This window comes from Chryseobacterium limigenitum (assembly GCF_900114875.1).
Classification (GTDB): Bacteria; Bacteroidota; Bacteroidia; order Flavobacteriales; family Weeksellaceae; genus Chryseobacterium; species Chryseobacterium limigenitum.
In genome coordinates this window covers 179,699-193,432 of the sequence record NZ_FPKW01000004.1, presented here as the reverse complement: position 1 = coordinate 193,432, position 13,734 = coordinate 179,699, and the positions used below count along the sequence as shown (strand labels likewise).

General features: G+C 36.9%; 12 protein-coding genes. 6 read left to right on the top strand and 6 right to left on the bottom strand.

All coding sequences use genetic code 11. From position 1 onward, the window contains the following. Positions 1 to 39: 39 nt before the first annotated feature. Positions 40 to 435 carry a DUF3408 domain-containing protein gene (locus BT156_RS07495; protein WP_072408751.1) on the bottom strand — a complete coding sequence of 132 codons (396 nt, stop codon included), beginning with the start codon at positions 433 to 435 and terminating at the stop codon, positions 40 to 42. Between the two features lie 4 nt (positions 436 to 439). Continuing rightward, a complete protein-coding gene (locus BT156_RS07490; RefSeq protein WP_072408749.1) occupies positions 440 to 1,207 on the bottom strand; it encodes a ParA family protein in 768 nt (255 codons plus the stop codon). A 661-nt stretch (positions 1,208 to 1,868) separates the two neighbouring features. Between BT156_RS07490 and mobA the strand changes: the two genes are divergently transcribed. Both mobA and mobB read left to right on the top strand, forming a co-directional pair. Continuing rightward, on the top strand, positions 1,869 to 2,306 hold the full coding sequence (mobA, locus tag BT156_RS07485) for a conjugal transfer protein MobA (RefSeq protein WP_072408906.1): 438 nt from the start codon (positions 1,869 to 1,871) through the stop codon (positions 2,304 to 2,306). 1 nt (position 2,307) lies between these two features. Next, on the top strand, positions 2,308 to 3,594 hold the full coding sequence (mobB, locus tag BT156_RS07480; RefSeq protein ID WP_072408747.1) for a conjugal transfer protein MobB: 1,287 nt from the start codon (positions 2,308 to 2,310) through the stop codon (positions 3,592 to 3,594). 72 nt (positions 3,595 to 3,666) lie between these two features. Here mobB and BT156_RS07475 read toward each other — a convergent pair whose 3' ends face one another. Next, on the bottom strand, positions 3,667 to 3,954 hold the full coding sequence (locus BT156_RS07475; RefSeq protein ID WP_072408745.1) for a hypothetical protein: 288 nt from the start codon (positions 3,952 to 3,954) through the stop codon (positions 3,667 to 3,669). 184 nt (positions 3,955 to 4,138) lie between these two features. On the opposite strand from BT156_RS07475, the gene mobC reads away from it, so the two are divergent. After that, a complete protein-coding gene (gene mobC, locus BT156_RS07470; RefSeq protein WP_072408743.1) occupies positions 4,139 to 6,151 on the top strand; it encodes a conjugal transfer protein MobC in 2,013 nt (670 codons plus the stop codon). Between the two features lie 32 nt (positions 6,152 to 6,183). Here the strand turns inward: mobC and BT156_RS07465 are convergent, their stop codons facing one another. Together BT156_RS07465 and BT156_RS07460 are read right to left on the bottom strand one after the other, a co-directional pair. Continuing rightward, positions 6,184 to 7,029, bottom strand: coding sequence for an RteC domain-containing protein (locus BT156_RS07465; protein WP_072408741.1), 846 nt, complete (start codon positions 7,027 to 7,029; stop codon positions 6,184 to 6,186). Between the two features lie 46 nt (positions 7,030 to 7,075). Continuing rightward, positions 7,076 to 8,782, bottom strand: a complete 1,707-nt coding sequence (locus tag BT156_RS07460; protein WP_072408739.1) for a helix-turn-helix domain-containing protein — start codon at positions 8,780 to 8,782, stop codon at positions 7,076 to 7,078. Positions 8,783 to 9,058: 276 nt separating this feature from the next. On the opposite strand from BT156_RS07460, the gene BT156_RS07455 reads away from it, so the two are divergent. The 3 genes from BT156_RS07455 (at position 9,059) to BT156_RS07445 (ending at position 11,284) form a co-directional block, all read left to right on the top strand. Then, positions 9,059 to 9,280: a hypothetical protein gene (locus BT156_RS07455; RefSeq protein ID WP_072408737.1), complete on the top strand. Its 222-nt coding sequence runs from the start codon at positions 9,059 to 9,061 to the stop codon at positions 9,278 to 9,280. Between the two features lie 200 nt (positions 9,281 to 9,480). Further along, on the top strand, positions 9,481 to 10,926 hold the full coding sequence (locus BT156_RS07450; protein WP_072408735.1) for a MauE/DoxX family redox-associated membrane protein: 1,446 nt from the start codon (positions 9,481 to 9,483) through the stop codon (positions 10,924 to 10,926). Between the two features lie 76 nt (positions 10,927 to 11,002). Continuing rightward, complete coding sequence (locus BT156_RS07445; RefSeq protein WP_072408733.1) at positions 11,003 to 11,284, top strand: DUF6520 family protein; 282 nt, start codon at positions 11,003 to 11,005, stop codon at positions 11,282 to 11,284. A 27-nt stretch (positions 11,285 to 11,311) separates the two neighbouring features. On the opposite strand, the gene BT156_RS07440 is transcribed toward BT156_RS07445, so the two are convergent. Then, complete coding sequence (locus BT156_RS07440; RefSeq protein ID WP_170857279.1) at positions 11,312 to 13,666, bottom strand: alpha/beta hydrolase family protein; 2,355 nt, start codon at positions 13,664 to 13,666, stop codon at positions 11,312 to 11,314. Between the last annotated feature and the right edge of the window lie 68 nt (positions 13,667 to 13,734).

Here is a 13,734-nt window from a genome sequence, read left to right as displayed (position 1 = left end):
ATAGCCCTATGATGATTAATTGTTCCATAAGATGATAGATTAAAAGATTGGACGGTATTTGCTGTTGAAATCATCGGTGATCTCTTTTTCAAACGTTTCAAAATGGTACGCCAAAATGTTATCGAGATAAGCATATAAAGGGATCTGATCTTCGGCAATGATCTGGATGATCCGTGAAAGTCTTTCATGATATTCAGGTCTAATATAGATACTTTTATCACCACGTTTGGTCATTGTATGATGCGTAAGAAACTGCTCAGCATAGGTGATTTCAGTACTTTTTTTGTTCTTTGTTTTTTGCTTCGCAGGCGTCTTGTCCTTTTCAGAATCAAGTTCATGATTCTGCGTTTCCTTCTTTGTGCTGCCAGCCATGATAGACATCAAATATTGTTCATCGATATTGTTGTCTTCATTGTTCTTTTTATCACTGTCCATCTTTTCACAATTTTACAATTCTTAAAAATTCCTCCATAAACTGGTCGAGCCTACATAACATCATCAACTTGGGGTCTGCCGGTAATAGTGTTGAACGGAAAACGGTTTTGGCGACAGTCTCCCCTTCTTTACGAAATCTCTTACTGTCTGTGATCGATGTTTCCATCAATTGAAGTCCCAGATCTTTGATCACCTTATTGTAATTTTCATACAGCGGTGTTTTCTCCCTACCATCGACCTGATTCCAAAACAACTGTATGCTTTTGATCTCGGTATGCTTTTTCTTCATCAGAATATTGGTCAGAACATCCGTAAAACTCAGGGTACTTTCAAGGACAATCCTATCCGCAGTTATGGGTGAAAAAATATAGTGGACATTGGCGAGTGTACTCAAAATACCAGCCGTATTGACCGTTCCGGGCAGATCAAGAAAAACGACATCCGGTACAACTTCGGAATTATCAACATACGCTTCAAGCTCTTCCAAAACCGTATCGGTCTTGCTCTGGAACACAGGATAGGCTTTTTTATTGATGGTTGTAAATTGCTTATGAGCCATTTTTTTTAGTATCTCATTCTGCATCACTGTTTTAAGGTCCCTCTCTCTCATCTGTATCAAACTGTACTGTGGGAAGTCACAGTCGAACACAGCGACTTGATATCCTAAACGGTAATGAAGGATACTTGCCAACAGTGCTGTGAAGGTACTTTTTCCCACTCCTCCCTTTTGAGTGGAAAAGGCGATAATGAATGGTTGTTTTTTTGTTTCCATTTTTTTTGACTTTTTTGTTGAACATTGGTTAACGATACTTCTAAAGTGACAGCTGGCTGGCAGGCTCGAATCACATCCAGCTTTCCTGCAATCTTAGGCAATTGAAAGCATATCTGACTTCCAACTGTAGGACCAGAATTCAATCAGTCAGTGGGTCTTTCCTGAAAGGATCCTGTACTTCCATCAGGTTGGAATGCCTGACTGATCTTTATCTAGTGCTATTGCATTCCGGATATTCTGACTGACGTCTGGAAAGTTGGAATGCCTGCCTTCAAGAACTCAAACGATTTTGCCATACCTCAGCCCTGCCGACATTCTGGTACAAATAAATAACATCCGGCTGCACTCAACTTCTAAGTGGTTGTCTTTGACTCGCAATGGATTTGTTTGGCCTTATGAACATCAGAGAATCTGTGAAGCATTGTGGTTTACTTTGTCAAAGGGTGATTGAATGGGTTAATGCTCTAAATCTTTTCACATAGGAAGAGCCTGTACTACTGGATTGAATCTATTCTATTATAGCTTTATCCTTTCACCCGAAAGGGGCAAGTTGTGTTTTGAGCATCTCGAAACGTTTTCGGATGCTCAAAACAACTTGCCCTTGCAGGGGGCAGAAAACGATCTCCGAAGTCGATGTTTTGTAAATTTAATTGGACAGATGATGAATGATCATAATGGTAAACCACAGAAAAAGACAGGACGCCGTCCAAAGGCGGATCCTGCCAAGATTCGATATACGATCTCATTTAATGAGCAGGAACATTCCCGCTTTCTTGAACTTTTTGATCAGTCGGGAATGAAAGTGAAAGCCCATTTTATAACATCCTGCATTTTCGAAAAGACGATCAAGACCATTAAAGTGGATAAGGGAACGGTGGATTTCTATATGCGATTGACCTCATTTCACAGCCAGTTTCGGGCTGTTGGGGTCAATTATAATCAGATGGTTAAACTGTTATACACTAATTTTTCAGAGAAAAAAGCAGCGGCTATCCTCTATAAATTGGAAAAACAGACCTTGGAAATGGTCGATATCTTTAAAAAAGTCATGCAGTTGACAGAAGAATTTGATCAAAAACATTTTAAAAATCCGGAGTAATATGATCGCAAAAATTGGAAGAAGCAGTAATCTTTTTGGCACACTGTCCTATAATAATTCAAAAATGGAACAGGATAAGGGAGAAATTCTAATGACCAATAAAATGATTGAAACAGCTGACGGGAAGTATTCTGTTGCTCAATTAGCGAGATCATTTGAGCCTTACCTGGTGGCGAACCGAAATACCGAAAAACATACGCTTCATATTTCCCTTAATCCTGATCCTAAAGACGAGGTCTCTGACGAGCAATATAGAGATATAGCTGAGCAGTATATGAATGAAATGGGTTATGGCGACCAGCCTTTCATTGTGTTCAAGCATACCGATATTGACCGCAGCCATATCCATATTGTTTCAGTCTGTGTAGATGAAGAAGGAAAAAAGATCTCTGATCAATTTGAAAAGATCCGTTCGATGAAAGTCTGCCGGGAACTGGAGAAGAAATTCGGTCTTATATCCGCAGTTGAGAAACAGTCTCAGCAAAATCAAAAGATCTTTCGACCAATCGATTATAAATCTGGAGATATCAAAAGTCAGATTGCATCGGTAATACGACATATACCCTCCTACTACCAATTTCAATCGTTAGGGGAATATAATGCGCTGCTTTCACTATTTAATATCACTGTCGAGAAAGTGGAGGGAGAATTACAAGGTCAATTAAAAAGAGGATTGCTTTATTTTCCTTTAGATGACCAAGGAAAAAAGGCTGGAAATCCCTTTAAATCTTCTTTGTTCGGGAAAAATGCAGGAATAGATGCTCTCCAAAAACACTTCACTGCTTGTAAAAACAAAAGCAATGATCAACTCGTCAAACAAAATTTGAAAAGATCAATCACTGAAGCTCATCATTCTTCAAAAGATGAGCAAACATTTAAAAAGAAATTGAAAAAAGAGGGAATTGATACTGTTTTCCGAAAAAATGAAAACGGCAGGATCTATGGAATCACTTTTATTGATCACCGATCAAGAACGGTATTGAACGGGTCAAGATTGGGGAAGGAGTTTTCTGCTAATAATTTTAATGATTATTGGAATAATAACATTAGACCGGAAATTGAAATACCTGATCAAATGCAAACAAAAAAATCGCAGCCAACCAATGAAAATCAACCTGCTGAAGAATTTGATCGTCACTTGGACTTTCTCAACGATTCTGAACAATATAGTGACATTTTTATTGAAACACTGGGTATATTGATACCTGGATCGCCTAACAACAATTATGAGGAAGAGCATTTTACAGATATGATAAGGAAGAGGAAAAAACGTAGAAGAGGGCAATAAAGATAAAATCGGTACTACGATTATATTGCAATGAAATTAATCGATAGTACCTACTTTAGTTCTGTTATTTAGCTAAATCTTATTCCAATTTTGAGCAACAAAATTTTTCAGCTCTTCTCTCATCACTATATTGCTGGCCTGAGGAAGTCTTAGTATTTTTTCGACTTTCTGAAAACTCTCTTTCGTTTTTGGTACTTGATATCCTTTTACAAAAGCATTGCAGAAATAAACAACCTCATAACGTTCTTTTTTATTCACGCGCTCTCTGTCACGAATTGCTGTATAATCAGGATTGTCCCCCTGTGTTGTAGTGTTTTCATAGTCTTTATTGACTAAATCATTTTCGTCAAATTCATTCATAATATATTTATTTAAAGTTGATTAAAATTAAGATATTCTATGTAAGCCATTATGCGGTTTTCCGTAATTATCTTAAGTTTTATTTTTTATGGCCAAACACCGACATCAAGAGCAGATAAATGCCATTTTCCATAACCGGACGACATGACCTTTATATTCATACCGCACATTAAAAAAAAACAATATGCAGGGAGAAGACGATTTGAGGGGACTTGCCAAAATAATGGCATTTATGAGAACGGTCAGTGTTATTTTGGTTTTGATGCATTTGTATTGGTATTGCTACAGCTTTTTCAATGATCAAGGATGGTCTTCAGAGCTGGTCAATAAGATTCTTCAAAACTTTGACCGGACAGCAGGTTTATTCAGCAGACCATTGTATTCGAAACTTTTTGCAGTTCTATTGTTAAGTCTGAGCTGTCTTGGCACCAAAGGTGTAAAAAGTGAAAAGATCACATGGCAGAAGATATTTGTTGCTTTAGGTTTGGGCATTTTATTATTCTTCTTTAGCACCCCTCTTGTAAAACTGTCATCGGAATTTGTGACTCCTTTATATATGCTGTCAACTGGTTCGGGTTATATTTTCTTGATGATGGCTGGTGTTTGGATGAGCCGCCTTTTGAAACACAATTTAATGGATGATGTCTTCAACAGCGAAAATGAAAGTTTCCAACAGGAGACCAAACTGATTTACAACGAGTATTCCGTCAATCTGGCAACCAAGTTTTATTATCAGGGCAGATGGCATCAAGGATGGATCAATGTCGTCAATCCTTTTCGCGCCACTATTGTCCTGGGTACACCGGGATCAGGGAAATCATTCGCTGTGGTCAACAATTTTATAAAACAGCATATTGAAAAAGGATTCTCAATGTACATCTACGATTTTAAGTTCGACGACCTTTCAACCATTGCTTACAACCATCTGTTACATCATTCTGAAGGCTATCAAACAAAACCTAAATTTTACATTATTAACTTTGATGATCCAAGGAGAAGCCACCGGTGTAATCCTTTAAATCCTGTTTTCATGACGGATATCTCTGATGCTTATGAAGCAGCCTACACCATAATGCTGAATCTTAACCGGAGTTGGATCCAAAAGCAGGGCGACTTCTTCGTGGAAAGCCCGATCATCCTTTTGGCTGCGATCATTTGGTTTTTGAAAATTTATGAGGGTGGTAAATACTGCACTTTTCCACACGCGATCGAACTGCTTAATAAGAAGTATGAGGATGTATTTACGATCCTTACCTCCTATTCCGAACTGGAAAACTACCTCTCCCCTTTTATGGATGCCTGGCAGGGAGGAGCACAGGATCAGCTGCAGGGACAAATAGCCTCGGCAAAGATCCCTTTGTCACGAATGATCTCCCCCCAACTCTATTGGGTGATGACCGGGGATGATTTCTCATTGGATATTAATAATCCCAAAGAACCGAAAATTTTGTGTGTAGGCAATAATCCTGACCGACAGAACATCTATTCAGCAGCTCTGGGACTTTATAATTCAAGAATTGTCAAACTGATCAATAAAAAGGGGCAGCTCAAGAGTTCGGTGATCATTGATGAGCTGCCCACCATCTATTTTAGAGGACTGGATAATCTGATCGCAACGGCCAGAAGCAATAAGGTCTCTGTATGTCTTGGGTTTCAGGATTTTTCACAGTTGACCAGGGACTATGGCGATAAGGAAAGCAAAGTGATCCAGAACACCGTTGGGAATATTTTCAGCGGACAGGTGGTTGGGGAAACGGCAAAAGCCCTGTCAGAGAGATTTGGCAAGGTCTTACAAAAAAGGCAAAGCATCTCCATCAACAGGAATGACACTTCAACATCCATTTCCACACAATTGGACAGCCTGATCCCGGCCTCTAAGATCTCAACATTGACACAGGGCGTTTTTGTTGGGGCGGTTTCCGACAATTTCGATGAAAGAATAGAACAGAAAATTTTCCATTCGGAGATCGTCATTGACACCGTTAAACTTTCTTCAGAGGAAAAGAATTATCAAAGAATACCTCAGATCTGCTCATTTGTTGATAAGGAGGGACATGATCGCATGCAGGAAGAAATCACAGCCAACTATAAGAATATTAAGGCGGATATCCTAATGATTATCAGTGATGAGATGGAAAGGATTTCAAATGATCCCGATCTAAAACATCTGATCAATAAAGATCAAGGAAAACCTTAAATGGGGTTAGACCAGTTAAGGTTTTCAAAAAATCACTCACCTTCAGTGTTCAGGAAGTGCTGATCGAGATGATCACTGACCAGATGCAAAAATTTCGTTGGACCCTGTTTGCGGTTCCTGATCTCGAATATCGTTTTGTGGAAATTGCCCAGGTCCGTGTCCAGAGATCTCTCCACGAATTTGATGACCTCACTGAGTTCAACATTCCCCCCATTGAAACAGCGCATCTGATATAGGCCGTACACGAGCTCGATCAAGCCTACCTTGGACGCAGACCATACCAATGGTGACAAAGTTTTAGTACTGCCTTGATCACTTAAGTTTTCAAGCTGCTTTTTTAAATAGTTGTCCAATTGCTGGCTGGCGAGGAATCTTGCGATCAGATGATCGTGAGAAGTGGTAAAGCTCGTATCGAAATTGTAGAAGCCATATGATAATTTCATTTTAAGGTCGTAAGAATTTCTGATAAATATTTTATGATCAAGATAGGTTGCCTCGCGTCGGTAGTAACTGTAGAATTCTGTATGCTCTATGTAAAAGGATTTTAATTTCTCCTGCTCTGCCTCATAGTATTTTTTCAAGGTCTTGTTTCCAGCGCTGGGCTTATGTGATTCAATGTCCAATATTGTGGAATAGTAGATAAACTTTGAGATGAACTGAGGTTTTAATTTCCTAAAAAAGTAAACCTCTTCAGCGATATTCTCAAAATAATGTATCGAGATTATTTCTTTTAATTTTCTGATACATTCATCTATGAGAAGCAGGGATTTCTCTGCAACCTTTACCATATCTTCATCGTCGTCATACACCTCATTGATCTTCAGTTCTAAATCGTAATGTAATTTTGTGATTTTTCTAAAAATAGCTTTTGTTACCATGTCCTTTTTTTAGAAATTTACAAAATTTCGTGTATTCATGCGACAATCAGCTGATCCCCAGTTCTTTTTTCCTATTCTTGATGTAGTCTGTCGGACGTATTCCATTGATATCATAGAACAGGTTGGAAAAATTTTGACGGGAAGCAATGCCACATTCCTTCGCTAACGCCTCAATGGTAAAACGCAGATACATATTATTGGTATTTAGCAAATGGGTAATATGATTGATCCTGAGCTCCGCTATATATTTGTTGAAGTTCATCCCTTTGTGTTCGTTGATGTAGACTGACAGATAATGGGAATTGGTTGAAAGCTTTACTGCAACATCCTTTTCGTTCAGTCCTTTCTTTAGAAATTGCTTTTCCTTCTCAAATTTCTCAAGCTTTTCCCGAATCTCGACGGTCATTTCGTGTGTCAGCGAGGTCTTCCTTATGTTGGATTCGATAGCATCATCGTGTATGATATCATTGACATCATAGGTTCCCTCCGCTATTCTTTTCTGTAGCAGACGGTACTGTTTTTTAATTTTCCGATCTTTGATGTAGCGTATTAGAAAAAAACACAAGACAATTGCTCCTGAAAATATGAGGATCCGGGCGTACTTTATTTTTCGCGTGCTGGCTTTTTCCAGATCTTCCTTCTGCTCGATCAATGTTTTGCGGTCGTAATCTTTATGAAGTTTTGAAGACAGATAAGAATAGTCTTTGGAGATCATGCTGTCGGCTTTCAGCAGTTGACCGGTGTAATAAAGTTGTTTGTTTACATCCTTCTTATTTTTGTAATAATCAATAAGGTAATTATAGCTGCCGTAAACTTCCGGAAGGATAAATTGATGCCTTTCAAAGATCGAATCTATTTCACTATAATTATAGATGGCTTGTTCCGGATCATCCTGAACTTCTGATATCTTTCCTAAGTAATAATAAATCACTGATGCCCAGGCAAAGTCCTTTCGTTTTAAAATAATCGGCAGCGATCTATTAAGATCTTTCTCTGCCCCATCATACTCCTTCTTATGAAACTTCGAAATTCCAATACACTTAAGGAAATAACTGTTTTCAAGTGTAAAATCATTGTTATTTACGGTCAGGCTGTACCCTAATCGGCTTAGGCTGTCACTTTTGCTGTAGTTTTTAAGATATCTGTTGACCACGGTCATTTGATGGAGACTATTCAGATATGCTTTTTTATAATTGAATTGCTCGTTGTCATGGAGTTTCTGCTGGGGCCTTGCGCTGTAAAAAGAAACGCAGTCCTTAAAGTGCTCAAGGGCTTCATCATAATATCCCAGATGTTCTTTGACGATCCCCAAGTGATAGATGACCTTATGGTGATGATAAGGATCTTCTGACCCCTTTGAATATTCATAAGCTTTGAGATATTGATCCAGCGCCAGTTTATATTTCTTTTCATAGAAATAGTAGATGATTCCCTTACTTAGATGATCTTTGCTTATATCGTCAGTGGTCCCGTGCTTTTTACTTATCGCCAGGGCACTGTCTGCATATTTGTTCTTGTTATAATAATCAAACTGCCGACCGTCCCTGTAGCCTTGAATTAATTTCCCAAAGTTATTTTCCCTTTTCGCCTTCTGGATATACAATCTAACATACGGCATTGCATACATGTCATCAATGGTCATTTTTTCGTAATTTTTTCTGATCTCACTGAAAGTCTTTTCTTGTTTTTGCTGGGAAAATAAAAGATGTGAAAATGCAGAAAAGAGAACGAGAAAGTAATTTAACTTTTTCATATACTGATTATTAGAACCTCACCATTCCAAAAATAATCATTTTATGCCTAAATATCACTGTTTTCAGGACATCGCTAGGCTATTGGCAATGAATAACGCAAACTATTGATCTATAAGGTCATAAGCAGTTTTTTCACTTGTATCAATTTTAAAATTGAGACGTATCTATTTTAAAATCGGCCCGCAGAGCAGTTTTTTTCGACCTTCCTGCCCTCTAACTTTGGACTCAGAATTCTAATTCAATCCGGCCGGGATAATCACTTAAAAAAATTAAAAATGAAAAAGTTTATCCCAATTTTTAGTATAGCGATAGCTTCAGTTTTTATGCAAAACTGTACCCATCGAGATGAGGAAATCAATGTACGTGATGATCAATTCGATCAGATAGAAAAAACAATGATGATGAAAGGAGATTCTGCCAAAACATCAGAAGAAATTGTAGATCCTGACCCGCCAGTAAGAGATGGTGACAACTGGCGGCTTGTTCAAAGTAAATAATCAAATTATATGACCTATGATTCCCCTTACCTCCATATCAGTTGTCACAGGCTTACCATGTCCGGAAAGCGGCATCTGGGAAAGTATGGGGAATTTTAAAACGACAGTCACCTTATTCAAGGGTGAGAAAATGCCTGACTATTGTGGGAGGAAGATCAAATGGAGATTAATTCAAGTCTGTTAAACTAATAAAAAAAGCCATGAAAAATATTTCTAATACCATTGCAACAATAATAAGTTATTTCTTGATCTTATTGTTTGTATATGCCAGTGTAAGTAAATTGACTGATTTTGAGAACTTCCAGGTACAGATAGGGCAATCTCCTATACTCGGCGAATATGCAGGCTTTTTTTCTTATGCTACAATAATATCTGAGATTATAATTGTTATCGTATTATTTTTTAAGCACTCGCGTATGATAGGATTATATGCCTCGCTAGGTATGATGTTCACGTTCACGTTCTACATATATCTCATCTTACATTTTAGTGATTCAATTCCTTGCTCATGTGGCGGCATACTGGAAAAGATGACCTGGAATGAGCATCTTATATTTAATTTGGCTTGTATCGTATTGATAATAATTGCAATTAATACAATAGAGTCTAAAAACAAAAAGAAGTTGCTGGTAGTTGGCGCGTTGATCGCTACACTGCCAACATTATTGCTTATACTAATATTTTGTCCACATATCAATGATAATCAGGGAGATTTTAAAAGGAAGATGATAAGTCCATTAAGATCTGAATATAAAACATTACAGTTACCTACGGACAACTATTATTTTGCAGGCAATCATGGTGATACATTATTTTTAGGTTATAGAAAAACACCACTGCTACTTTCGACTGTTATGCCATCTTTTAATGATGTAAAAGTGGATACCATAAGACTCGATAACTATAACTACCAATTCAGAAATGTCTCTATCAATGTATTGTATCCGTATTTCAGTGTGTCCGATGGCAAAGTACCGGTAATTTTTGAAGGGAAGCTTCCTTCGTTAAAAGTTTACGATACAGGTATTAACCGACTGTATTTTTCAAAGTTTTATTTGTTGGAACCAAAGAAATATGTATTTAAAACGATGCTTATTAAAACAAGAAAAAGTGAATTAGGCGTCTTAAAAAGCTCTTCAAAAAATTATGTTCTAGCTCCTGAAGTTCTAAAGACCAACGCTGATGGTATTTTTGATGTTGACGGCAATATGATTATTGACCATATAAATCACCAAATCATCTATACGCTGCTCTATCGAAATCAAACAATAACTACTGATTTTGATCTTAAAAATATTCAGAGGCACCATACATTACTGGATATATCCTCTAATGATACCATTAAAACTACAACATTAAATAATGGTCAGACAAAATTGCTGAAAGCACCGCTTGAAATAAACACAGCACAAACAGCATCCAATAACAAATTCTTTAATGTATCTAAAGTACGAGGAAAAGACGAATCATTTATTAAGTTTCGAAAAAGTGACGTGATTGACGTGTATGATCTACCAACTAAAAGATACCGCTATAGTTTTTACATAAAAAATGACAGAAGAAACAAAATCACAAGTATTTTAAGCACAAAACATCATTTATATGTACTGTCAGGAAATCAAATTTCTCGATATACATTTAAATAAGATCTGTTGGCCAACAGAACAGGGGTTGCCGAAAACCTGTTGATTTAGAGTAGGCATAACATCAAATTTTATTAAAATGAAAAATTACATTTTACCAGCAGTTCTAATTCTGATAGGAACCGGAACTGCATTCGCTACTCAAAAAGAAAAAAGTAGCAGTGAGAATTTAGCTGTTAGACAAGGCTATATTTTTAATAGTCTAACTAATCAGTGGGACAGAAGTGTCATGTGTCAAGAAGAAGATGCTCCAATATGTACGGTTGACGGAACAGTCACCGGTGCGCAGGTTTTCGGAACGAGCGGCCCGCAAGTGGACCATCCCGAAACGGCTAATCTTGAATTGTATAAAATAAACTAAAAAAAGAGCTCCCAAACGGGAGCTTTTTTATTCAGTTATTGGACGTAGCCAATCTGCTAGTGGTTGATTTTTTAAATAATAGTCAAACCATTGCCAAATTCTGACGTTCAGATCACGTTGATTTTCTTTTGAGTTAATAGTATGGGTCTCATTAAAATATTCTAATAGTACCGATTTCTTCTGTAACCTTTTCATCCCTAAAAAAAACATTTTTGATTGCTCAGGCGAAACATTTCTATCTTTCAATCCTGTCCAAATCAATACTGGCACTTTAACATTTTTAAGATAATAAATTGGTGAGTATTCCTGATAGTTTTTCCAACTGTCAAATAACTGGTTTTTCATCCGGTATTGTCTGCTCTCCACCCGAAGATAGTTAGGTTCTGACATAACTTCAGACTGACTTAGTGTCCTAGTTACAAGGTCGGAAACCATTACGCCCGCAACGCCCGTTTTAAAATAACTTGAATTTCCCAAAGCTAATCCCGTTTCGTAGCCACCAAATGATAATCCCAAGACTCCAATATTTTTTTTATCGACAGAAGCTAATTCTTGGGCAGAATCGATGCTCATTTCTAAAGATGATATAATACTATTCTTAATGTTTGAAATATCGTATTGTAAGTCTGGCAAAAGTACAATATAGCCATTCAGCAGATAATGCATATAATTAAAACCATCTCTGGCTGACAAAAAAGGTTGAGCATAAGTTAGAACATTCAACGATTGCTGTTCATATACATTAACGATGAGGGGATATTTTTTCTTGTTGTCGTAGCCAATAGGAAGTAACAGGGCAGCATTCGCTCTACCAAAAATTGTCTCGTATTGAAAAATATGATATTTCAAATTTTTAAGTAACGATCTTTCTTCATTTTGAGATTGATACACTATTTTAATGGCACTCTTGTCAGCAATAGATAATTTTAAAGGCTCAAAAGCAAATTCAGAAGTGAATAAAATGCCATTTTTATAAGGTACTGCTTCCTTATAATGTCCTTGATCATAATATGTTGATTTTTTCTTCTTATAATGATACATGCTGAATCCAGTAGTGTAATCCATCATATTAAATCTTTTAAAAATCATTTCTTTTTCTAAGTCTATCGTTGCCAGTTTTAGATTCCAGGGAGATTCAGAATAATGATCCTGCGTTCGTTGCAACTCGTACTTTAGCTTTTTTTCTTCGCCATTCGTTATCCTTTCTAAATGATGTGACTTTAAATCAAATATGAGATAATCAAACTCATTAGAAAGCATAACCGCTGATCTGTCTTTGATTAGGATTGGTTTACGATCAGGACTATCTGATAAAACAGCTCTTGAATTGTCTTTCCGTTCTTCATCATCTATTGGCAATAAAATATCAGTTTCTGAATCCACGTTATAACTCCTCCATCTCCCTTCATTGAAATAAACGAATTGTCTCGTGTTGCTGTCCCATAAATAATTTCCGTCATTACTTCTTTTTTTAGCTAATAAATAAGAACTTTTACCATAGTCCAAAATCAATTTTAAATCTCTTACAACATTTTCCTGATTTTCTACTTTATCTGAGCTCTGGTCATACACAATAAAATCGGCCTTGTCATTTAGAAATTTATAGACTGGTGAAACTTCAAATTGATTAGGTGTATACTCCCAATTATGTCTGGCGATATTGTAGATACCAAGATGATGATATAAAATTTGATCTTTACTGTTTCTATTGGAGTACGTAATTTTAAGGTCAGAATTCTCACTTTTTATCAATTTACTTTTGAGGTACAGCGGCAGCAACAAATGTTCGTCTTCCCTAATCTCAAAATAAGTATCTAATGATTCAGCCAACTCAAAACCTTCAGGACAACGAATGATTTGTTTATAGAATCGGTCAGCTGAGTTATCCAAAGTATATATCTCCAGCTGCAAAGCCTGCCTATGAAAAAGATATACCTTTGCGCTAGTAAAGCTAATCCAATCAATCTCACTTTCCAAGTTATACGTTTTCGCTCGCTTCGTTTTCAAATCGACAATTCCCACCTGCTTTCCCGAAGCGTAGATTAATTGCTCAGAATGCTCATCCACTTTGTACGTTTGCACCGTATTTTCTTTCCATAGGACCTCTCCCGTTTTGGATGTTAAAATTAGCTTCTGTAACCTTGTATCATACAGTAAAACCGAACCTGAACGCTTTAAAACTGTAACTGAGAACCCACCTTTGACATCATTATACTTCCCACTTTTTAAATTTTGAAATCTTGTCCTTTCCGAGGTCTGCATAATGAGGTCTTCATCTCCAACAAAACTGTACTTTATATGTTTTTCAACGACAGTTCCCTTTCCAGTCTTCAAATCAACAATCTCATCTTCATTTTTACCATAAGTATTATTGTGATTCACTACAGCATATTTGCCGGATGGACTTACGGTTAACAGATCAGTTTTGTAAAATTGACTATAGACCGAAT